Source organism: Streptomyces sp. NPDC007917, assembly GCF_042959105.1.
In the GTDB taxonomy this organism is placed as follows: domain Bacteria; phylum Actinomycetota; class Actinomycetes; order Streptomycetales; family Streptomycetaceae; genus Streptomyces.
In genome coordinates, this window is the sequence record NZ_JBIBKK010000011.1 from 19,000 (window position 1) to 39,510 (window position 20,511).

General features: G+C 70.5%; 16 protein-coding genes and 1 pseudogene. 7 read left to right on the plus strand and 10 right to left on the minus strand.

Annotated features, from left to right (window positions below; translation table 11 throughout):
• Positions 1 to 50 precede the first annotated feature (50 nt).
• Positions 51 to 524, plus strand: coding sequence for a MarR family transcriptional regulator (locus ACFZDL_RS22765; RefSeq protein ID WP_353592175.1), 474 nt, complete (start codon positions 51 to 53; stop codon positions 522 to 524).
• Positions 525 to 600: 76 nt separating this feature from the next.
• Here the strand turns inward: ACFZDL_RS22765 and ACFZDL_RS22770 are convergent, their stop codons facing one another.
• The 3 genes from ACFZDL_RS22770 to ACFZDL_RS22780 form a co-directional block, all read right to left on the minus strand.
• A complete protein-coding gene (locus ACFZDL_RS22770; RefSeq protein WP_353592176.1) occupies positions 601 to 1,602 on the minus strand; it encodes a 2-dehydropantoate 2-reductase N-terminal domain-containing protein in 1,002 nt (333 codons plus the stop codon).
• A gap of 80 nt (positions 1,603 to 1,682) precedes the next feature.
• Positions 1,683 to 2,630, minus strand: coding sequence for an SMI1/KNR4 family protein (locus tag ACFZDL_RS22775; protein WP_353592177.1), 948 nt, complete (start codon positions 2,628 to 2,630; stop codon positions 1,683 to 1,685).
• A gap of 94 nt (positions 2,631 to 2,724) precedes the next feature.
• On the minus strand, positions 2,725 to 3,318 hold the full coding sequence (locus ACFZDL_RS22780; RefSeq protein WP_353592178.1) for a hypothetical protein: 594 nt from the start codon (positions 3,316 to 3,318) through the stop codon (positions 2,725 to 2,727).
• 237 nt (positions 3,319 to 3,555) lie between these two features.
• On the opposite strand from ACFZDL_RS22780, the gene ACFZDL_RS22785 reads away from it, so the two are divergent.
• Together ACFZDL_RS22785 and ACFZDL_RS22790 are read left to right on the plus strand one after the other, a co-directional pair.
• Positions 3,556 to 5,082, plus strand: a complete 1,527-nt coding sequence (locus ACFZDL_RS22785) for an alpha/beta fold hydrolase (protein ID WP_353592179.1) — start codon at positions 3,556 to 3,558, stop codon at positions 5,080 to 5,082.
• Positions 5,083 to 5,206: 124 nt separating this feature from the next.
• Positions 5,207 to 5,773, plus strand: a complete 567-nt coding sequence (locus tag ACFZDL_RS22790; protein ID WP_353592180.1) for a Uma2 family endonuclease — start codon at positions 5,207 to 5,209, stop codon at positions 5,771 to 5,773.
• Positions 5,774 to 5,831: 58 nt separating this feature from the next.
• On the opposite strand, the gene argS is transcribed toward ACFZDL_RS22790, so the two are convergent.
• A complete protein-coding gene (gene argS, locus ACFZDL_RS22795; RefSeq protein ID WP_353592181.1) occupies positions 5,832 to 7,610 on the minus strand; it encodes an arginine--tRNA ligase in 1,779 nt (592 codons plus the stop codon).
• Positions 7,611 to 7,768: 158 nt separating this feature from the next.
• On the opposite strand from argS, the gene lysS reads away from it, so the two are divergent.
• Positions 7,769 to 9,532 carry a lysine--tRNA ligase gene (gene lysS, locus ACFZDL_RS22800; RefSeq protein ID WP_353592182.1) on the plus strand — a complete coding sequence of 588 codons (1,764 nt, stop codon included), beginning with the start codon at positions 7,769 to 7,771 and terminating at the stop codon, positions 9,530 to 9,532.
• Positions 9,533 to 9,652: 120 nt separating this feature from the next.
• Here the strand turns inward: lysS and ACFZDL_RS22805 are convergent, their stop codons facing one another.
• The 3 genes from ACFZDL_RS22805 to ACFZDL_RS22815 form a co-directional block, all read right to left on the minus strand.
• A complete protein-coding gene (locus ACFZDL_RS22805) occupies positions 9,653 to 11,131 on the minus strand; it encodes a DUF2637 domain-containing protein (RefSeq protein WP_353592183.1) in 1,479 nt (492 codons plus the stop codon).
• A gap of 118 nt (positions 11,132 to 11,249) precedes the next feature.
• Entirely contained in the window at positions 11,250 to 11,960 is a 711-nt protein-coding gene (locus ACFZDL_RS22810; RefSeq protein WP_353592184.1) for a hypothetical protein, read from the minus strand.
• A 153-nt stretch (positions 11,961 to 12,113) separates the two neighbouring features.
• Positions 12,114 to 13,106 (minus strand): DUF3558 domain-containing protein, encoded by a 993-nt coding sequence (locus ACFZDL_RS22815; RefSeq protein WP_353592185.1) that lies wholly within the window; start codon positions 13,104 to 13,106, stop codon positions 12,114 to 12,116.
• A 183-nt stretch (positions 13,107 to 13,289) separates the two neighbouring features.
• Here ACFZDL_RS22815 and ACFZDL_RS22820 point away from each other — a divergent pair, with 183 nt between their 5' ends.
• A complete protein-coding gene (locus ACFZDL_RS22820) occupies positions 13,290 to 14,546 on the plus strand; it encodes an RtcB family protein (protein ID WP_353592186.1) in 1,257 nt (418 codons plus the stop codon).
• Positions 14,547 to 14,925: 379 nt separating this feature from the next.
• Here ACFZDL_RS22820 and ACFZDL_RS22825 read toward each other — a convergent pair whose 3' ends face one another.
• On the minus strand, positions 14,926 to 16,104 hold the full coding sequence (locus ACFZDL_RS22825) for an ice-binding family protein (protein ID WP_353592187.1): 1,179 nt from the start codon (positions 16,102 to 16,104) through the stop codon (positions 14,926 to 14,928).
• A 1,362-nt stretch (positions 16,105 to 17,466) separates the two neighbouring features.
• Between ACFZDL_RS22825 and ACFZDL_RS22830 the strand changes: the two are divergent.
• Positions 17,467 to 17,874 (plus strand): annotated as a pseudogene (locus ACFZDL_RS22830) (RtcB family protein); the annotation flags it as partial.
• 92 nt (positions 17,875 to 17,966) lie between these two features.
• On the opposite strand, the gene ACFZDL_RS22835 reads toward ACFZDL_RS22830, so the two are convergent.
• Positions 17,967 to 18,722, minus strand: a complete 756-nt coding sequence (locus ACFZDL_RS22835) for an SDR family NAD(P)-dependent oxidoreductase (RefSeq protein WP_353592188.1) — start codon at positions 18,720 to 18,722, stop codon at positions 17,967 to 17,969.
• 206 nt (positions 18,723 to 18,928) lie between these two features.
• Here ACFZDL_RS22835 and ACFZDL_RS22840 point away from each other — a divergent pair, with 206 nt between their 5' ends.
• Positions 18,929 to 20,053 (plus strand): PepSY domain-containing protein, encoded by a 1,125-nt coding sequence (locus ACFZDL_RS22840; protein ID WP_353592189.1) that lies wholly within the window; start codon positions 18,929 to 18,931, stop codon positions 20,051 to 20,053.
• A gap of 4 nt (positions 20,054 to 20,057) precedes the next feature.
• Here the strand turns inward: ACFZDL_RS22840 and ACFZDL_RS22845 are convergent, their stop codons facing one another.
• Positions 20,058 to 20,393 (minus strand): YnfA family protein, encoded by a 336-nt coding sequence (locus ACFZDL_RS22845; RefSeq protein WP_353592190.1) that lies wholly within the window; start codon positions 20,391 to 20,393, stop codon positions 20,058 to 20,060.
• Between the last annotated feature and the right edge of the window lie 118 nt (positions 20,394 to 20,511).

A 20,511-nucleotide genomic window follows, 5' to 3' on the forward strand; every position in this document is an offset into this window, starting at 1 on the left:
TGCGCAAGTCTTTCGTTCGGGAGAACGAAATAAACTGGTAGGGTGCGGCCATGGAGGGTGAGGGCCAGGTGCGGAAGGAGCTGCGGGCGCAGCTGCTGGCCGCGGGGCGGGAGCACAGCACGGCGGTGGTGATGTTCCATGAGGCCCTGGCCGCGAAGCAGGATCTGAGCGCGGGCGAGAGCAAGGCCCTGGATCTGCTCGAACGCCACGGCCCGCTGACGGCCGGCGACCTCTCCCGGCGCTCAGGGCTCGCCCCCGCCTCCGTCACCGGCCTCGTCGACCGCCTGGAGCGCAAGGGCTTCGCCCGCCGCGTCAAGCACCCCGAGGACGGCCGCCGTGTCCTCATCGAGGCCAACCCCGAGCGCCTGGCCGCGCTCGCGCCCTACTTCGAAGACTTCCTGGGCTCCATGGAGGAGCTGCTCGCCGACTACACCGACGAGCAGCTGCGGACCGTCACACACTTTCTCAAGGAGACGGCCCGCCGCCAGAGCGCCGCCGCCTCGCGGCTGGCCCCTGGCGAGTGAGCTGAAGGGGAGGGGGCCGGGGCACCTCCCAGCGGTGGCTGGGGGAGAGCCGAGCCCTGAAGAGAGAGGGGCGGGCTCAGGACGCGTCGACGATCCGGGTGAGCCGCGCGGCGGTGACCGTGCCCGGGGTGCGGCGTTCGCGCGCGCACTCGTTCGCGGTGCGCCGCAGCGCCTCGTTGACCGGGGTCGGCACTCCGTGGACCCGGCCCAGCAGCACGATCTCGCCGTTCAGATAGTCCGCCTCGATCGATCCGGCGCCCCGGACCAGGCTCTGCCACGACGAGCCGCCGCCCCGCGCCGCCCCGCCGTCGACGGGGCGTATGTCCATCTTTCCGCCGCGCACCGCGCTCTGCTCGGCCGCGCTGGTGTGGGCTATGCCCGCCGCGTCGAGGACCGCGCTCGCCTCCGTCTTCGCGCGCCGCACCAGGGCCGCCGCCTCCTCGCCCCCGTCCGGCCCGCAGATCGCCTCCACGGCGTTGGCGACGTTGCTCAGCAGCTTGGCGTACTTCCAGCGCATCACGTCCGGGACGACCGGCGCGAGGAAGCGGGACTTCTCCAGGTCGGCCGCGATCAGCCGGGCCGTCTCGTCCGCGCCGGACGGATAGCGGCCCAGGTGGAGCGCGCCGGTGAAGGGCGCGCAGGGGGCGATGACCTCGCCCGGCTCCAGGTGGGTGGAGGGCAGCCAGACACACATGGCGTACACCCGGCGGAAGCGCCGCAGCGCCAGCCGCTCGCTCTCCACCCCGTTCTGGGCGCACACCAGCGGCAGCCGGTCGGCCGCCGTCCCGCCGCCCGCCACCGGGCGGGGCGCCCAGGCGTCCAGCGCGGCCACGCTGTCCTGGGTCTTCACCGCGAGGACGAGCACATCGTCGGGGCGCAGCTCGACGGCCTCGGGCCCGTCGGCCACGGGCGCCGGGAGCCGGTGTGTGCCGTCGGGCGTCAGCAGCCGCAGCCCGTCCCGCCGCAGCGCCTCGTAGTGCGCTCCGCGCGCCACCAGGACGACGTCGTGCCCGCTCTGCGAGAGCCGCCCGCCGATCGCGCCGCCCACGGCGCCCGCTCCGATGACGACGTAACGCATCCCGATCCCCTTCCACCCGTTCGAGTCGCACGCTCGGGCCGTCACGCTATCGCCCGAGGTCCGCCGTCCCGCCGGTGGCCTTAAGGCCTGTTGTAGTTCATGAACCAGTGGGCGGCGAAGTCGGCGGGTATGGAGTAGGGGTGCTCGGGGTCGGCGAGCATACGGAAGACAAACTCCGTGGCCGTCATGGCGAACCGCTCGCCGGCCTCGGGGCCGGCCTCCGTGACATAGACGGGCCACGCGTCGGGGTCCGGGCCTTCGGTGATCCAGTAGAACGACGTCTCGTGCTCGGTGCCCGCCCAGGGCAGCAGCCCGCCCGGCTCGGGGAACGGCGGGTGCGGCTCCCAGGACGGGGTGCCGTGAGCCTTCGCCCAACCGGACGCGAACTCGGCGCCCTTGACGATGTCGGCCGGCAGATACAGGTTCAGGAAGCCGTCGAAGGCGCCGTCCCCGAACGTCTCGACCAGCTTCTTGTAGTCGCTCGGCAGCGCCGTGCCCAGCCGCTTCTCGGCCGCCGCGCAGTCGGCCGTACGGATGCGGCCCGAGTGCAGCCGGTCCAGGCGGATCGGGTCGATGCCCACCTGGTCCGCGTCCCAGCCGGTCACGGCGGTGAGCCGGTCCAGCCAGGAGGCGTCGGCAGGCAGCGCGCCCGGCGCCGGGGTGGTGCGCGGGGCCAGGACCACCACCAGCCGCGCCTCCCCGCCGACGCGGACCACGCCGCAGCCGATCCACCGGCCGCCGAAGGCCCAGGCACGCATCTCGACGACGCGCTCCCCGTCCCCGAAGGGGGCGATGAGCGGCAGCCCGGCCCGCTCGCTCACGGTGGGGTCGGCGCGCCCCTCCGACACGAGGGCGCGCGGCTCCCCGTACCAGCCGCTGAGGGTCTCCACGAGCTCGCTCAGGCCCGACCCGTCGGGGATCGTCAGGCACATGTGCCCCGTCCCGTGGCCGGCCGCCCGGCAGTCCAGCTTCCCGGTGTCCGGCCACACCAGGGCTTGGAGCGACGACAGCAGTTCTTTCTCGTTCACAGGGACAGTGAAGCGCGTGCCACTGACATTCGGCCGCGGGCCGGGGTGCCCGCTGTCACGGCCCGGTGAGGGGCCGTGACACCGGCGCCCGGGGTCAGCGCGCGGCGGCCCAGGAGTGGGCGACGTCCACGATCAGGCGGTCGCCCGCCTGGAGGACCCGGAACGGCAGCCGGGCGCGCACACCGAGCCCGACCTGGGTCTCACCCTCGAAGCTGGCACCGTAGCGGGTGTCCTTGAAGGTGCGGAATCCGGCGATGTCCACCCCCGGCAGCGGCTTCCCGGCCCGCCCCGGATACGTCTCGCCGCCGACCTCCGGGTCATAGCTCGGCGCGGCCACGTGGATCTCCAGGATCGCGCCGCCGCGGACGGCGATCGGGTCGCCGGAGCCGTCCTGGTACATCGCGTCGACATAGCCGACGCGGTAGCCGGTCTGGCCGGCGGCCGTGCCGCCCTTGATGTCGAACACCAGGCGGTCGTAGCACTCGTGCTGACCCGCCCTGATGTTCTCCAGCGGCTTGTAGCTTGCGTCTTGCGCGGTCTTCTCGCCGCTGCCCCACGTGGTCGCGCAGGCCTCCGCCGAGGCCTTGGCCGTCCTCGACGTGGTGGCGGCACCGGCCGTCCCCGCCGTCGCCGCCAGTCCGGCGCCGGCCAGCGTGAGCGCCGCGAGTGCGGTCCCCCACCGTCGCATGACTACCTCCAAGAGATGATCGATTGCCAGTACGTGTCGTCCGACTGCCCCGATTGGGCCGAGGTTGTCCGCATCGACGGTTTTCAGCCGGACCGTCGGGGAATTTGTCGCAAAACCAGGGGGTGGAAACGGGGGAGGGGCGAGGGAGGGACGGGGTGCGGTCGGGGGTTATCCCCCGTCGACAGTGGCCAGTTGGCCTGATGGGAACTCCAAGCGGACTCCGCGAGGCTCGGGCCCATGAGAATCACCAACGCCAAGGCCGCCTCACTGGCCCTCGCCGCCGCCACCACCGCCTCCCTGCTCGCCTCCACGGCCGCCGCCGACGCGGCCACCACCCGCTCCGCCCCGCCGCTGAGCTGGGGCGCGTGCGAGGGGACCGGCCTCGACCCGAGCCAGGAGTGCGCGACGCTCAAGGTGCCGCTTGACTACCGCGACCCGCGCGGGGAGGAGATCTCGCTCGCCGTCTCCCGCATCTCCAGCGCCAAGCCGGGCGCCCGCCGGGGCACCCTGCTGCTGATCCCCGGGGGACCGGGCGACTCGGGCCTGAACACGCCGTCCACCCTGGGCGCCGCGCTGCCGCGCACGGTGCGGGACGCCTACGACCTCGTCAGCTTCGACCCCCGCGGCGTCGGGCGGTCCACCCCGGTCGGCTGCGGCCTCCCCCACGACGACCTGGCCCTCACCCGCTCCCGCCCCTGGCCCGCCCCGGACGGGAGCATCGCCGGCAACGTCGCCACCGGACGGCGCTTAGCCGACGCTTGCGCCCGCAACGGCGGCCCGGTGGTCAAGTCCCTGAGCACCGTCAACGAAGCCCGGGACATCGACCGCATCCGCCAGGCGCTCGGCGAGGAGAAGCTGTCGGCCTGGGGCGTGTCGTACGGGACGTACGCGGGCGCCGTGTACGCGCAGATGTTCCCCGAGCACACCGACCGCTGGGTGCTGGACAGCAACGACGACCCCGACCCGAAGCGCGTGGGGCGCGGCTGGCTGGCCAGCTACGCCGTCGGCGTCGAGGACGCCTTCCCCACCTTCGCCGCGTACGCCTCCCGGCCCGGCGCCCACCGGCTCGCCGCCACCCCCGACGGCGTCCGCCGGCTCTTCCTCGGCCTCGCGGCCCGGCTGGACGCCCATCCGATCCCCTGGGAGGGCGCCAACCCGCCCGAGCTGAACGGCAATGTGCTGCGCCAGCAGCTGCTCAACACCCTCTACGCCCCGAGCCGCTACGCCGACCTCCCCGGCAGCGACTACGCCGCCCTCGCCGAGCTGATCCGCGCCGCCCGCGACGGCGAGGAGCTGCCCGAGCCCCCCACGGTGCCGGACGAGGCGATGCAGAACGCCCTGGCCTCGGGCGCCGCGACGATGTGCAACGACGTCTCGTGGCCCAAGTCCCTGCCGCGCTACGCCCGCGAGGTCGCCGCCAGCCGGACGAGCCACCCGCTGACGGCCGGGATGCCGGTGAACGTCATGCTGTGCGCCTTCTGGCCCGACGAGCCGCGCGAGAAGCCGGTGCGGATCACTTCGGACGGCCCGTCGAACGTCCTGCTGGTCCAGAACCGGCGCGACCCGGCGACGCCCTACAGCGGCGCCCTGAAGCTGCGTCGGGCCTTCGGGAAGCGGGCCCGGATGGTCACGGCGGACGAGACGGGGCACGGGGCGTATGTGACCAACGGGAACGCCTGCTCGGACCGGTATGTGACCGACTTCCTGGTCAGCGGCGAGTGGCCGGAGCGGGACGCCTTCTGCGCGGCGGAGGGAGACCGGTAGCGGCGCCATCACCCGATGCGGTGATGGCCGACGGTGTGCCTGACGGGGCGCCGAGCGTGCTGCCAGGGTCACCGTACAGCGGTGGCCCTGTGGCTAGACTTTTCGCATCAGAAGGTTGGACACCATGACCCTCACCATCCCGGAGCTTGGCATGAGCCGACTTCGCAAGGCCGCCGAAGCAGCTGAAGAAGCGACCGGCCTGCGTGCCGAGATCATCCGAGGAGTTCTCATGATGTCCCCGACCCCGCGCGGCAAGCACGCCGGGATCATCAACGAGCTGTTCCGACAGCTCGACCCGGCTCTGCCGGACCACCTGGAGTCCTACCAGCTCGCGTCCGTGTCCATGCCGGAGGACAAGGACGACTACGCCACTCCTGACCTGCTCGTCTGCGACGCGGGTTTCGGCGAGTCCGACGAGTGGCTTGTCGACCCGGGCGATGTCGAGCTCGTCTGTGAGGTCGTCTCCAAGGGCAACAGTTCCAAGGACACGAGCGAGATGGTCGGCTGGTACGCCGACGCGGGCATCCCCGCCTACCTTCTGGTCGATCCCCGGGACGGGACGTGGACCCTGTACACCGTGCCCCGCGAGGGCGCCTACCAGGGCGTCCTCCACGGGCTGTACGGCGAGGACGTCGAACTCCCGGCGCTCGGCGTGAAGATCTCCACCAGCGGCTTCACCCAATACGCCTGACGGCGGCGCCGAACCAGTACCTGGTCCGGCGCCGCCGTCATGGGGCGCGCGGGAGCGCTCAGAGGCGCTCGGGGGTGCGGATGCCGAGCAGGTCCATCCCCTGGTGGAGGGTGCGGGCGGTCAGGTCGCACAGGAAGAGGCGGTTCTCGACCTGGGCCGGGCCGCCCTCGGCCTTCAGGACCGGGCACTTGTCGTAGAAGGTCGTGTAGAACGAGGCCAGCTGGTACAGGTACGCGGCCAGCTTGTGCGGCTCGTAGCCCGCAGCGACCTCCCGCAGCGTCTCCGCGAACTGGTCCAGGTGCAGGCCCAGCGCGCGCTCGGCGGGGGCCAGGGGCAGCTCGGGGTGGGCGACCGGGTTCTGGCGCTCGTCGGCGCGGCGCAGGATGGACTGGATCCGGGCGTAGGCGTACTGCAGATACACGGAGGTGTCGCCGTTGAGCGAGACCATCTGGTCCAGGTCGAACTTGTAGTCGCGCGCGGCCGACGTGGACAGGTCCGCGTACTTCACCGCGCCGATGCCGACCTGGGCGCCGCGCTCGGCGATCTCCTCCTCGGTCAGGCCCAGGTTCTCGCTCTTCTCGCGGACGACGGCCGTCGCCCGCTCGATGGCCTCGTCGAGCAGGTCCACCAGCCGCACCGTCTCGCCCTCACGGGTCTTGAACGGCTTGCCGTCCTTGCCGAGGACGGTGCCGAAGGCGAGTTGGTAGGCGTGGGTCTTCTCGTTCAGCCAGCCGATCCGGCGGGCGGTCTCGAAGACCATCTTGAAGTGCAGCGACTGCCGGGCGTCCACGACGTACACCAGCGAGTCGGCCTGGAGGTTCTGGACCCGGTCCCGGATCGCGGACAGGTCGGTGGCCGCGTAGCCGAAGCCGCCGTCGGACTTCTGGACGATCAGCGGCACCGGATTGCCGTCCGGGCCCTTGACGTCGTCGAAGAAGACGCACAGCGCGCCCTCGGAGCGCACCGCGACGCCGGACTCCTCCAGCAGCCGGCAGGTCTCGGCGAGCATGTCGTTGTAGCCGGACTCGCCGACGACATCGGGGTCGCGGATCTCCATGTCGAGCTTGTCGAAGACCGAGTAGAAGTAGATCTTCGACTCGTCGACGAACTTGCGCCACAGGGCGATGGTCTCCTCGTCCCCGGCCTGGAGGTCCACCACCCGGCGCCGGGACCGCTCCTTGAACTCCTCGTCGGAGTCGAAGAGCGCCCGCGCGGCCTTGTAGAGGCGGTTCAGGTTGGACATGGCCTCCTCGCCGGAGGCCGCCAGGTCCTTGTCGCCCCGGTGGTCCAGTTCGTGCGGGTGCTCCAGCAGGTACTGGATGAGCATGCCGAACTGGGTGCCCCAGTCGCCGATGTGGTGGCGCCGGACCACCTGCTCGCCCGCGAACTCCAGGATCCGCACCACCGCGTCGCCGATCACCGCCGACCGCAGATGGCCGACGTGCATCTCCTTGGCCACGTTCGGCTGGGCGTAGTCGACCACGGTCGTGCCGGGGCTCTCGGCGTACGGAACGCCGAGGCGGGCGTCGGCGGCGCGGGCGGCGAGGGTCTTCACGATCGCCTCGTCCGACACCGTGATGTTGAGGAAGCCGGGGCCGGAGACCTCGATGTCCGCGATCACCTCGCCGGCCGGCAGGCTCTCCACGACCTTCGCGGCCAGCTCGCGCGGGTTGCCCTTGAGCCGCTTCGCGAGCGCCAGCATCCCGTTGGCCTGGAAGTCGGCCCGGTCGCTACGTCGCAGCAGCGGGTCGGCGGCGCCGGCCTCCGGCAGGGCAGCCGAGAGGGCGTCCGCGAGACGCTGGTGGACCGTGGCGGCAAGGGATGGGACCGAGGCCATGAGTGGAATGCCATTCCGATAGATGGTTGGGTCCACCTCAGTATTTCACGCCGTGTCCAACGCTTTTGTCCCGTGCCCGGGCCGTCCTCGGGCGCCTGCCTCGGCCCCCTGTGGAAAACCTCCGGGCCTCTCGTCGCGTCTGGGACAATGGTCTGGCCATGACCGCAAGGAAGGAAGTGCCGACCGTGGCTCAGAGCACCGAGACCGACTGGGTCTCCCGATTCGCCGACGAGGTCATTGCCGAGGCGGAGCGTCGCGCCCCCGGCAAACCTATCGTCTGCGCCTCGGGCCTCAGCCCGTCCGGCCCGATCCACCTCGGCAATCTGCGCGAGGTCATGACCCCGCACCTGGTCGCCGACGAGATCCGGCGGCGCGGCTATGAGTGCGTGCACATCCTGTCGTGGGACGACTACGACCGGTATCGCAAGGTCCCGGCCGGGGTCGACCCGTCCTGGGCCGAGCACATCGGCAAGCCGCTGACCTCCGTCCCGGCCCCGCCCGGATCCCCATATCCGAACTGGGCCGAGCACTTCAAGGCGCCGATGGTCGAGGCGCTGAAGGAGCTGGGCATCGAGTTCCACGGCATCAGCCAGACGGAGAAGTACACCTCGGGCGCGTACCGCGAGCAGATCCTGCACGCGATGCGCCACCGCGGGCAGATCGACGCCGTGCTCGACCGCTACCGCACCAAGGACAAGGACAAGGCGAAGGCCGGGGCGCAGAAGCCCGCCAAGCAGCAGCAGAAGCCGGTCGACGAGGCCGAGCTCGAGGCCGCCGAGGGCTCCGGCGCGGCCAGCGAGGACGACGGCAGCGCGGGCGGCGCGGGCTACTACCCGTACAAGCCGTACTGCTCGGTGTGCGAGCGCGACCTGACCACGGTCACCTCGTACGACGACGAGACGACCGCGATGGCGTACACCTGCGTCTGCGGCCACGGCGAGACCGTCCTGCTGCGTGAGCACGACCGGGGCAAGCTGGTATGGAAGGTCGACTGGCCCATGCGCTGGGCCTATGAGGGCGTCGTCTTCGAGCCCTCGGGCGTCGACCACTCCTCGCCCGGCTCCTCGTTCGTCGTCGGCGGGCAGATCGTGCGCGAGGTCTTCGGCGGCGAGCAGCCCATCGGCCCGATGTACGCCTTCGTCGGCATCAGCGGGATGGCCAAGATGTCCTCCTCCAAGGGCGGCGTGCCGACCCCGGCCGACGCGCTGGAGATCATGGAGGCGCCGCTGCTGCGCTGGCTGTACGCGCGCCGCCGGCCGAACCAGTCCTTCAAGATCGCGTTCGACCAGGAGATCCAGCGGACCTACGACGAGTGGGACGCCCTGGAGCGCAAGATCACCGAGGGGGCGGCGCAGCCGGCGGACGCCGCCGCGTACAGCCGTGCCACCCGCACCGCCTCCGGCGAGCTGGCCCGCACCCCGCGCCCGCTGCCGTACCGGATGCTCGCGTCGGTGGTCGACATCACCACCGGCCATGACGAGCAGACGCTGCGCATCCTCAGCGAGCTCGACCCGGACAACCCGGTGAAGTCCCTGGACGAGACCCGGCCGCGGCTCGACAAGGCCGAGCGCTGGATCAACACCCAGGTCCCGGCCGAGCAGCGCACCCGGGTCCGGGACGAGCCGGACACCGAGCTGCTCGCCTCGCTCGGCGAGACCGAGCGCGAGTCGCTGCGGCTGCTGCTGGACGGGCTCGACACCCACTGGTCGCTGGACGGGCTGACCACGCTGGTGTACGGAGTGCCGAAGCTCCAGGCCGGGCTCGCGGCGGACGCCAAGCCGACCCCGGAGCTGAAGGTCGCGCAGCGCACGTTCTTCGCGCTGCTCTACCGGCTGCTGGTCGGCCGGGACACCGGCCCCCGGCTGCCGACGCTGCTGCTGGCGGTGGGCGCCGAGCGGGTGCGCAAGCTGCTCGCGGCCTGACGGACGCCACTGCCGCCCTCCGGGCGCGTCAGCGCTTCTCAAGGCGTTTCTCAAAGTGCCGGGCGGGCCGGGCTCCTCAGGAGTCCGGCCCGCCCGCGCGTTGAGGGGATGGTCGGGGCGTTACGGGATGGACTCGGTCCCCATCTCCAGCTTGTAGCGCTCCTTGCATTCCTCCAGGTGCCTGCGCACATCGCCGTCGCTGAGTTCGGTGATGCCGTACCCCTCGCGCAGCAGACGGCCGAACTGGTACGGGGAGGGGTACATACCGTTGTTGGTGACGTGCTGGCGGAAGGCGCCGTAGTACGCCTCGTCGCGCGGCATGTCGTCCGGCAGGTTCACGGGCGGCACGGCCGCCTCGGCCGACTCGGGCCGACCGTAGGACTCCTGGCCCCGCTGCGCCGGCACATACGGGGCCTGGCTGCTGGTGCCCTGCCCGCCCAGCGCGCGGACGCGGCCCGGGCCGACCGGGACCGTCAGCCCCGCAGCGGCCTGCGCCTCGTCGGCCTGTGCTGCGAACTGCTGCGCCTGCGCCTGCTGCGCCTGCGCCTGCTGGGCCTGCGCCTGCTGGGCCTGCGCCTCGGGGTGCGGCTGCTGCGTCGCGTCGGCCTGTTGGGCCTGCTGAAGCTGTTGGGCCTGGGCCGGTACGGCCTGGGGCTGCTGCGCCTCGTCCTGCGCCTGCGGCTGCCCGGCCACCGGATGCCCCGCGGCCTGCTGCTCGAAGCCGGTCGCCGCCCGGCCGTCGTGCTCGGGCGTGGCGGGCTGCTGGTACCCCTGCTGCTGGTACACCGGCAGCGGGAAGGACATGGGCAGCTCACGCTCCTGGGCCGCGGCCCGGTTCGCCCCCGCGGCCCCGGGAATGCCCGCGTTCCCGCCGCCGTAGGGCAGCGCGGCGGGCAGCGCCGCAGGCGCCAGCTCGGCCGGATCCAGGCCGGCGGCAGCGAGCCCCGCCGGGGCGGTCTCCGCCAGCGGCACGCCGTAGCGCGCCAGGCGCAGCGGCATCAGCGACTCCACCGGTGCCTTGCGGCGCCAGGCGCGGCCGTAGCGGGCCCGCAGCCGGGCGCGGTAGACGAGGCGGTCCTGTTCGAGCTTGATGACCTGGTCGTAGGAGCGCAGCTCCCACAGCTTCATCCGGCGCCACAGCCGGAAGGTCGGCACGGGTGCCAGCAGCCAGCGGGCGACGCGCACCGACTCCATGTGCCGGTCGGCGGTGATGTCGGCGATCCGCCCGATGGCGTGCCGGGCGGCCTCGACGGAGACCACGAACAGGACCGGGATGACGGCGTGCATGCCGACGCCGAGCGGGTCGGGCCAGGCGGCCGCGCCGTTGAAGGCGATGGTGGCGGCGGTCAGCAGCCAGGCCGTCTGGCGCAGCAGCGGGAAGGGGATGCGCAGCCATGTCAGCAGCAGGTCGAGCGCGAGCAGGACGACGATTCCCGCGTCGATCCCGATGGGCAGGACATTGGCGAAGGCGCCGAACCCCTTGTCGTGGGCGAGGTCGCGCACGGCGGCGTAGGAGCCCGCGAAACCGATCGCGGCGATCACCACCGCTCCGGTGACGACCACCCCGATCAGTATTCGGTGCGTACGTGTCAACTGCATCGCGGCCACCCGCGACCCCTCCCCGTCCTACGGCATCAGCGCGCCCAGCGTCGCATACACGTCAAGGGCGGTGGACGGGAAGGGGGGTCGCAACGCTTCGGCCGGCGGCGGGCGGCGGCTACGCGGCGCTGGTGCTCGAGCCGCTGCCCGCGCTGCTCGCGTCGCCCTTTTCGGCGTCCTTCTCAACGGAGGCGACGACCTCCTTGGCCCCGGTCTGGGCGTCCTTGAGCAGCGCCTTGGGGTCCGGGGTCTTCTCGTCCTCATATCCGGCGCCGTTGTACTCGAGGGTCAGGACCACGTTCGCGGTGCGGACCACGATGGTCTGGTTCCGGAACTCGTCGCCGTCCTTCTTCGACTCCGTGCTGACGGTGGTGGCCGAGTCACCGATGCCGGAGACCTGCCCGGTCTTGGCGTTCTTGGCGCCGTCGGCCGTGGCGGCCTTCTGGGCCTGGCCGGCGGCGTAGGCCTCGGCGCGCTTGTCGCCGGAGCCCAGCGACACCTCGGATCTGAAGAGCTTGAGGGAGACGGTGAGCTGTCGGTACTTGAACCCGTTGAGGCCGGTCCACAGGCAGCTGGCCGACTGGTTGGCGTCGGCGGAGGGGAGCTCCTTGCCCTTCTTGTTCTCGGCCTTGGGGACCAGCTCGTCGACCGTCTTGGCGGACAGGGTCGGGCAGACCGCCGGGAGCTTGCTGTACTTTGCGGCCGCGACGGTCGGCGTCGGGCTGGGCGTGGCCGACTTCGACGCGCTGGCCGAGTCCTTTGAGTCCTTGTCGGAGCCGGAGGAGCAGCCGGCGACGAGCACCACCGGTACGGCTGCGCTGACGAACATACGGGCGAGTCGAGGGGCTGTTCGGTGCATGGGTCCTTCGCTCGTTCTCGGTCGATGGGCGGCCGTCCCGCCCGCGTCATGAGACGGCACGGTACGCGGCCGATGCGCGCATGGCCCAATTCGGGCGTCTTGTGCGACGCCCCGTCCACCGGTCTATTCGTTGAGCCGTCCCGTCAGCTCCTGGGCCAGATCTTCGGCGTTGACCTGCAGTTCTTCGCTGCTGGGAATGTGCTTCTTGTTGGTCGTCCACTGGTCGTACTCAATGGTGGCAATCACATTCGAGGACCTGAAGACGACGGTGACATCGCGGTGGATTCCGGAGTCGCTGGTGATGAGCTGGTCGTCGAGGAAGGCGTCGTCGGCGAGGTCGTCCAGGCGGCGCGGCGCGGCGGTCTCCGCGGTGTCGGAGTCGTCGGAAGTGCCGGTGCCGGAGCCGTCGGTTCCGGTGCCCTTGGTGCCCGGCTCGTCGGTTCCGGAGCCGTCGGGCGCGGCGCCCTCGACTTTGGCGCCCCCGGTCTGGGAACCGCCCCCGCCGGAGTCGCCCTTGCCGGAGTCGCCCTTCCCGGAGCCGTCACCCCCGGAGCCGGAGGACGCCGACGCGGATGCCTTCGGGGTGCCCTTGCCCGGTGAGCCGGAGCCGGAGTCCGAGCCGGAGCCGGAGGGGGCGCTGGGGGTCTCCGAGGCGCCCGGGACGTGCGCGGCGGCGGCCTTCTTCTCGTACCGCTCCTTCGCCTGGTCGTCGTCGCTGACCGTCGGGTCGTACGAGACGACGCGCTCGAAGTCGAGCGTGAGATAGCGGGTGCCGCTCCCCGTCTCCAGCTTCCAGCGGCAGCCGACGCGCCGGTTGGTGTCGTAGGTGACGGTGGCCTGGCCATCGTAGACCGGGTCGTCCTCATCGGCGCCCGGCAGCAGCTCGCGCAGCGTCTTGGCGCCGACCGCGCCGCACGCCTCGGGGAGGGTGCGGTACTTGCCGGGCGCGGCGGCGGCCGGCGCCCCCGAGTCTCCGGGCTTGCCGTCGTCGAGGCCCGCGTGTGAGGCGGTGCTGGTGCAGCCGCTCAGACCGATGGCGGCGAGCACCGTGGTGAGCACGGCGGCGGCCCGTGCGGCACCCGGTACGTACGCCCTCCGCTGCTGCGCTGGCTGCACTGTCCCCGTCCCTTCAAGATCTATTCGAGCGAACCCTGAGCGAAAACTGCTTGCCGCCCCTGGGCCGGCCCTGCAGACAATGTCTATCGCACGCGCCGCCACATCTGCCGGTCGCCCGCCGACATTGGGGGGCCTCGGCCCGGCTTTTGCGTTTTCGGTCTTCTATGGGGGAATGAGTAAAACATGTCGTATGTCGAGCTGCCCGGGGCGCGGGTTCCGATCCGTATGTGGACCGATCCCGCGACGGTCGAGGGCGTGGCCATGGAGCAGCTGCGGAACGTCGCGACGCTGCCGTGGATCAAGGGCCTGGCCGTGATGCCGGATGTGCACTACGGAAAGGGTGCCACCGTCGGCTCTGTGATCGCGATGCAGGGCGCGGTGTGCCCGGCGGCGGTGGGCGTGGACATCGGCTGCGGAATGTCGGCGGTCCGGACCTCGCTGACGGCCGAGGACCTGCCGGGGGACCTCTCGCGGCTGCGGTCGCGGATCGAGCGGGCGATCCCGGTCGGGCGCGGGATGCACGAGGACCCGGTCGACCCGGGGGATCTGTACGGCTTCTCGGCGCCGGGGTGGGACGGCTTCTGGGGGCGGTTCGGCGAGGTCGCCGAGGCGGTCAGGTTCCGTCAGGAGCGCGCCGTGAAGCAGATGGGTTCGCTCGGCTCCGGTAACCACTTCATCGAGTTCTGCCTCGACGAGTCGGGATCGGTCTGGCTGATGCTGCACTCCGGCTCCCGGAACATCGGCAAGGAACTGGCCGAGTACCACATCGGCGAGGCCAGGAAGCTGCCGCACAACCAGGGCCTGGTCGACCGCGACTTGGCGGTCTTCATCGCGGACACCCCGCAGATGGAGGCGTACCGGCACGATCTGTTCTGGGCGCAGGAGTACGCGAAGTACAACCGCGCGATCATGATGGCGCTCTTCCAGGACGTCGTCCGCAAGGAGTTCAAGAAGGCCAAGCCGACGTTCGAGCCCGTTATCTCCTGCCAGCAGGAAGATGACGAAGGTCAGATGAGGACCGTCGAGTTCCGCCCTGGTGTGATCAGCTGCCACCACAACTATGTCAGTGAAGAGCGGTACGAGGGGATGGATCTGCTCGTCACCCGCAAGGGAGCCATCAGCGCCGGCAAGGGAGAGTGGGGGATCATCCCCGGTTCGATGGGCACCGAGTCGTACATTGTCCGGGGCCTGGGCAACGCCGCGTCGTTCAACTCGGCCTCGCACGGCGCGGGTCGCAAGATGAGCCGCAACGCCGCGAAGAAGCGTTTCTCGACGCGGGACCTGGAGGAGCAGACGCGGGGCGTGGAGTGCCGTAAGGATTTCGGCGTCGTGGATGAGATCCCGGCCGCGTACAAGCCGATTGAAAAGGTCATGGAGCAGCAGCGCGACCTTGTCCAGGTGGTCGCGAAGCTCAAGCAGGTCATCTGCGTCAAGGGCTGAGGTGCAGGACTGCACGTGATCGATGGATCGACGGCCCCGGACTGGCGACGGTCCGGGGCCTGTCTGCCTCCGGCCATCGTCATGACCTTGACCTGAACGGATGGCCCTGCTGGCCACTTGCCGGACACTGTGTGGTCCAGCCCCCTGAGATCCCCACTCGTACAGACGAAACAACCCCCGCTCCGCGCGACCCGCGCCCGCCGGAGCGAGAACCGAGGGGTCATCGTCCAGCCTGCCTGAAACGGCCCCGTCCGTGCGACTTCCCGCGCGGACGGGGCTGTTTCATGGCTGCGGCGCGGCCAAGCCGGACACCGCGCGCCGGGGCCAGTGGCTGTTGCCTCGGGCTCTGCTACGAACTACGCGTTCGAGCTTCTTGGGGCTAGCACGTGTGCATAGCCCGCAACGCCGCGCTCCTGTGGTCGGCGCATTCGTCCCACTGATCGTCTTGGTCGTGATAGCTGTCGTCGCTGTGATCGCGTTGGCCGCCGTGGTCGCTGTCGTCGCACTTGTCGTGGCCGCCGTGGCCGCCGTGGCCGCCGTGGTCACCGGGAGCGCCGGGAGGTCCAGGCGGCCCGGGAGGCCCGGGAGGCCCAGCAGGTCCGGCAGGTCCGGCAGGTCCGGCAGCGCCAGTGGGTCCGGCAGCGCCAGTGGGTCCGGCAGGTCCGGCAGGTCCGGCAGGTCCGGCAGCTCCGGGTGCCCCAGGTGCCCCAGGTGCTCCGGGTGCTCCGGGTGCCCCAGGTGCTCCGGGTGCCCCAGGTGCGCCGGGAGGTCCAGGCGGCCCGGGAGGCCCGGGAGGCCCAACGGTGCAGGCGGCCCTCGAAATGAAGTTGGTGTCGAGCGTGACCGCGCCGTTACGCGCCAGGGCCCGGCCATTGATTACCGCACCGGTCTGTACCGTGATGGACGTCAGGGCCAAGATGTTGCCCTGGAACACGGAGTTGACCTTGATCGTGGCGGAGCTGCCCACCTGCCAGAACACGTTGCACGCCTGTGCCCCGTTGATGAGGCGGACGTTGCTTCCCACCTCCGCGGACAGGGTTGTTCCCATCTGGATGATGAAGACGGCGTCGGGGTCGCCCTGGGCGTCGAGAGTAACTGTCCCCGTGATTCCCAGTGACGACGAGGACGTGTAGACCCCGGGTGTCAGGGTTGATCCGCCGAGGTCACCCGAGACGGCGGCCCCCGGGCCCCGGCTGGCCGCGTCGTTGTAGGCGATGGTGAGGTCGGACTGCGCCCCAGCGGCGGCTGCGTCGGCTGCGTGGATCGCCCCGTTGACGATTCCGGGCGGAAAGCCCGTCACCGCCGAACCCGGGCTCACCCCCAAATCGCCGTTGATGACGGTGGGGCCCGTATTGGTGACCGTTGAACCGGCCAGGACCGCGTAGTTAGTGGCGGTCCCCAGTCCCACCGGAGCCTCTGCGGCGTGCGCGGAGCTTGAGACCATCGTGAGCGTCGCCGCCAGCAACGCCACTCCGGGGATGAGGGCGAGAGCTCGCTTGAGCCGATTGCGTCTGTGCCATCTATTGGGTGGCGCTGACGGGATGACATCCACTGCCATTGCAGAACCTCTCTTGTCGGCGTTGAGCCCCGTCACCCCGGCAGGGGGTTCCTGGCTCCCGTGATGACTGCTGGTCAGGCCACAGCCCTCCGTAGGGGGAATCGCGGAGCGATGACCTTCCGGAGGTGATGACCTCGCAGCGTTCACCAAAGCGTCGCCAATATCACATAAGAATCAAAACATCATAAAGGCCCAAAAGGGTGATATTCTCCAGTAATGGTGAAGTTTTCATCCGATTGCCCGGAGTGTCGCTACTTGCTCTCTCTTTTCGCAATCATCCGGTGTGCTGTCTTGGCCCGATGCCCGCCACCATCGGACCCGCCGCCGCGATCCTCGGGCCGCCGAAGCCCTCCGCGAAGAAGCGCGCCCCGAACGGCGCGCCCACGATGATCCCCCAGGGCGGCGATGTTGTCCTTCGGAGACCCGAGCCCGTTCGCTGACGCGTCATCACGGCCAGTTCATGGGCCCCGTGGACCCGTTCGGGGCTCTTCTGGGGGGCTTGTGGCGGGGAAAGCCGAAGGCGCCTTCTGGGCTCTCACGCGGGCGTGTGAGCTGCGTACCTGCCAGACGCCCCGCTCGCGCCAGCAACCCTTGATCCTCGCTGCTCAGGAGAAACAAGTCATCTGGGTTGCCAGAGCCCACACGCGAGAGGGGCGGCGTCCATGGAGTGGAAGACGCATGGAGAACGGCAGATCTACGCCAACCCCCGGGTGAATCGCGCTGCGGCCACTAACAGCACGACCACCGGCCGGCGACTTACGTAGTCGCCGGGATCAAGACCTTTCCTCCTCCGCGACTGTTCCCGGCGCTGGCGCTGTTCCGGGCCTTCGGACCCTGCTCTGGCAACTCGAAAGAAAACGGGCACCGCCTTCAGGGCGATCAAGACCGCCAGTAGGCCACGCAACGCCTCGAAAGCGTCAGCTGCCCCATCCCATGCCCGCACTGCTCCGGGGATCGCAGCCACTCTCTCCGTGACTTGACGCAGTGGGTCAATAATCTCAGGATCGGTCGGGTGGGGATTCTCCCGGGATGCGTGAGCCCCCGGTTCCCCGGCCGGTGCACCGAAACCGTCCCGTCCCGTCCCGGCCCTGGCAGGCCGCCGGGTTCGCTGTCTGGGTATTTGTGCCAGTTTGTCCCTGGCGTCGTCGAGGCTGACCTGGGGACCCTTGACGACGCCGAGCCAGCCTTCGCCCTCGGCGATGCGGCCGGCGAGGTTGTCTCGGATCTCGATGAGGCGGTTCCGCTCGCCGGGGTCGGGTCGGAGCATCGGGCAGTGGATGCATGCTTCTCTGAACTAAGACCGTGTCCTGCATGCCAACGTCAAGGGATTCTCTCCTTCCCCTCCCGCGAGGCTCATGATCTGAGCCTCATATGAAGTGCCACCACAACTATGTGGCCGAGGAGCGCTACGAGGGCATGGACCTGCTGGTGACCCGCAAGGGCGCGATCCGGGCGGGCAGCGGGGACTACGGGATCATCCCGGACTCGATGGGCACCGGTTCGTACATCGTCAAGGGCCTGGGGAACGAGGCGTCGTTCAACTCGGCCTCGCACGGCGCGGGCCGGAAGATGAGCCGTAACGCGGCGAAGAAGCGCTTCTCCACGAGGGACTTGGAAGAGCAGACGCTGGGCGTGGAGTGCCGTAAGGACGCGGGGGTCGTGGACGAGATCCCGAGCGCGTACAAGCCGATCGAGAAGGTGATCGACCAGCAGCGGGACCTCGTCGAGGTGGTGGCGAAGCTCAAGCAGCTGGTGTGCGTGAAGGGCTGACGCCTGCTTGGGCGGAGCGACGACGGCCCGCCCCGGTGCTGAACCGGGGCGGGCCGTCGGTGTGTGCGTGAGCGGGTCGTGCGTGCGGCGGGTCAGCTCTCCCGGTGCACCTTGTGCTGGGCCGCCTGGGCGCGGGGGCGGATGACCATCAGGTCGATGTTGACGTGCGAGGGGCGGGTGACCGCCCACTCGACGGTGTCGGCGACGTCGTCGGCGGTGAGGGGCTCTGCCACGCCCTCGTAGACCGCGGCCGCCTTGTCCTCGTCGCCGCGGTAGCGGTTCACCGCGAACTCGTCCGTCCGGACCATGCCCGGGGCGATCTCGATCACCCGCACCGGATCGCCGCACAGCTCGAGGCGGAGGGTGGCGGCGATGGCGTGGGCGCCGTGCTTGGCGGCCACGTAGCCGCCGCCGCCCTCGTAGGCGATGTGACCCGCCGTGGAGGACAGCACGACGACGGTGCCGTCGCCCGAGGCGATCAGCGCGGGCAGCAGGGCCTGTGTGACATTGAGCACGCCCACGACGTTGACCTCGTACATCGCCCGCCAGTCGGCCGGGTCGGCGGTCGCGACGGTCTCGGTGCCGAGCGCCCCGCCCGCGTTGTTGACGAGAACGTCGCAGCGGTCCAGGGCCGCGGCGAAGGCGTCCACGGCGGCGCGGTCGGTGACGTCGAGCGGGTACGCCTCGGCCTCGTGCCCGGCCTCGGTCAGCTCGGCGGCAAGGGCCTCGACACGCTCCTTGCGGCGGGCGGCGAGGACGACACGGAATCCGGCGGCGGCGAGGCGGCGGGCGGTCGCGGCCCCGATTCCGCTGCTCGCACCGGTGACGACTGCGGTACGGGTGGTCATCGGCCCTCCTGAGGCGACGTGTTGGGCGGGGTCCGCATAGGTGCGTTGTGTTTGTAATCCATACGCAGGATATGACGGACAGATTGGCCGCCAATCGGGGGACTGGAGATCGAAATCCGCTAAGGCGGCAGGGGCCCGGGGAAGGGTGCACTGCGTCCGGCGCCGCCGGGCCGGAGCCTCCCTGCGCCAAGGAGTGAATACAGCCCATGACCCAGCACAACAGATTTACCCAGCTGCCCCGTCGCGCTCTCCGACGCTGGGGTGTCGTATCGGCCGGCGCCGTCGCCGCCGCGGCACTCGTGACCGGTTCGCCCGCGGCCGCCTGGGCGGCCGGCAGTGCCACCCCCAACCCCCACTCCGGGTCGAGCAGCAACTGCCAGCAGGAGGAGAACGAGGGGCAGCACGGGAACCACGACAAGGACCGCGAGCACAAGAACAACGGTCACCACCAGTACGGCCACGACAACGGCCGTGAGCATGAGAACAAGGGCGAGCACGAGAACAAGGGCGAGCACGAGAACGGCCGTGAGCACGAGCACGGCGGGAAGTACGGTGGCGGCCAGGCGCGGAGCCTCGCGCAGCCCTCCACCGAGCAGGAGGCGGACGAGGGGTACGCCGCCGAGGGCGCCGACGCGGGCGACGAGGGCCAGGGCAACGACTACCGCTCGGTGCCCGGCGCCGGCCCGGCGTACGCCGCCATCGCCAAGTACACCGCCGGTCTCGCGCAGCCGTACGGCGCCGCCGAGTCCGAGGCCGCCGCCGAGCCCCGCCAGGAGGCGCGTCACGAGGACCAGAACCGCCACCAGGACGAGGCCCGCCACGAGGACGAGAACGGTGACGAGGAGGAGGGCCGCGACGAGGACGAGCAGAAGGCCCGCACGAGCAGCGTGACGCTCGACGAGGCCGTCGAGATCGCCGAGTGCGAGGTCGGTGGCGAGGCCATCAGCGCCGAGCTGGAAGACGAGTGCGAGGAGGAGGACGAGGCTCAGAAGAACGAGGAGCAGGAGCACAAGCGCGAGGACCACAAGCGCGAGGACCACAAGCGCAAGGACGACTTCCGCAAGGACAACCACCGCAAGGAGCCGCAGCAGCGGACCCGCGACAACAACAAGGACCGGGAGCACAAGGACCGGCAGCACAAGGACCAGGAGAACAAGGACCGCGACCACAAGAGCTGGGGTGACAAGGACCGCGAGCACAAGGAGTCGCGGCCCGAGGAGCCCAAGAAGCAGGTCTGGGACGTCGACGTCAAGCGCGGCAACGAGGTCTTCGAGGTCCTGATCGACGCGGAGACCGGCTGCGTCCTCAGTGTGACCGAGGAGACCGTCTGAGCCGTCACCGACCACGCGGCGAATACATGATCACAGCCACGCCGACCAGGCAGATCAGCGCTCCCGCCACATCGAAGCGGTCGGGGCGGAAACCGTCGGCGACCATGCCCCAGGCGAGCGATCCGGCGACGAAGACGCCTCCGTACGCCGCGAGGATGCGGCCGAACTCCGCGTCCGGCTGGAGCGTGGCCACGAACCCGTAGGCGCCCAGCGCGATGATTCCGGCGCCGGCCCACGCCCATCCCCTGTGCTCGCGCACCCCTTGCCAAGCCAGCCAGGCGCCTCCGATCTCCAGGAGGGCGGCCAGGCAGAACAGAGCAACGGAGCGTGCGACGAGCATGGGGGAAGGGTACGGGTCGGTTTCCTTTACGGGGTCCACGACGTCTGTGCCGAAAATTCCGTGCTCTTGTGGAGAGGGCGCCCCATACAACGGTCATCATCGATCAATGAGAAAAATT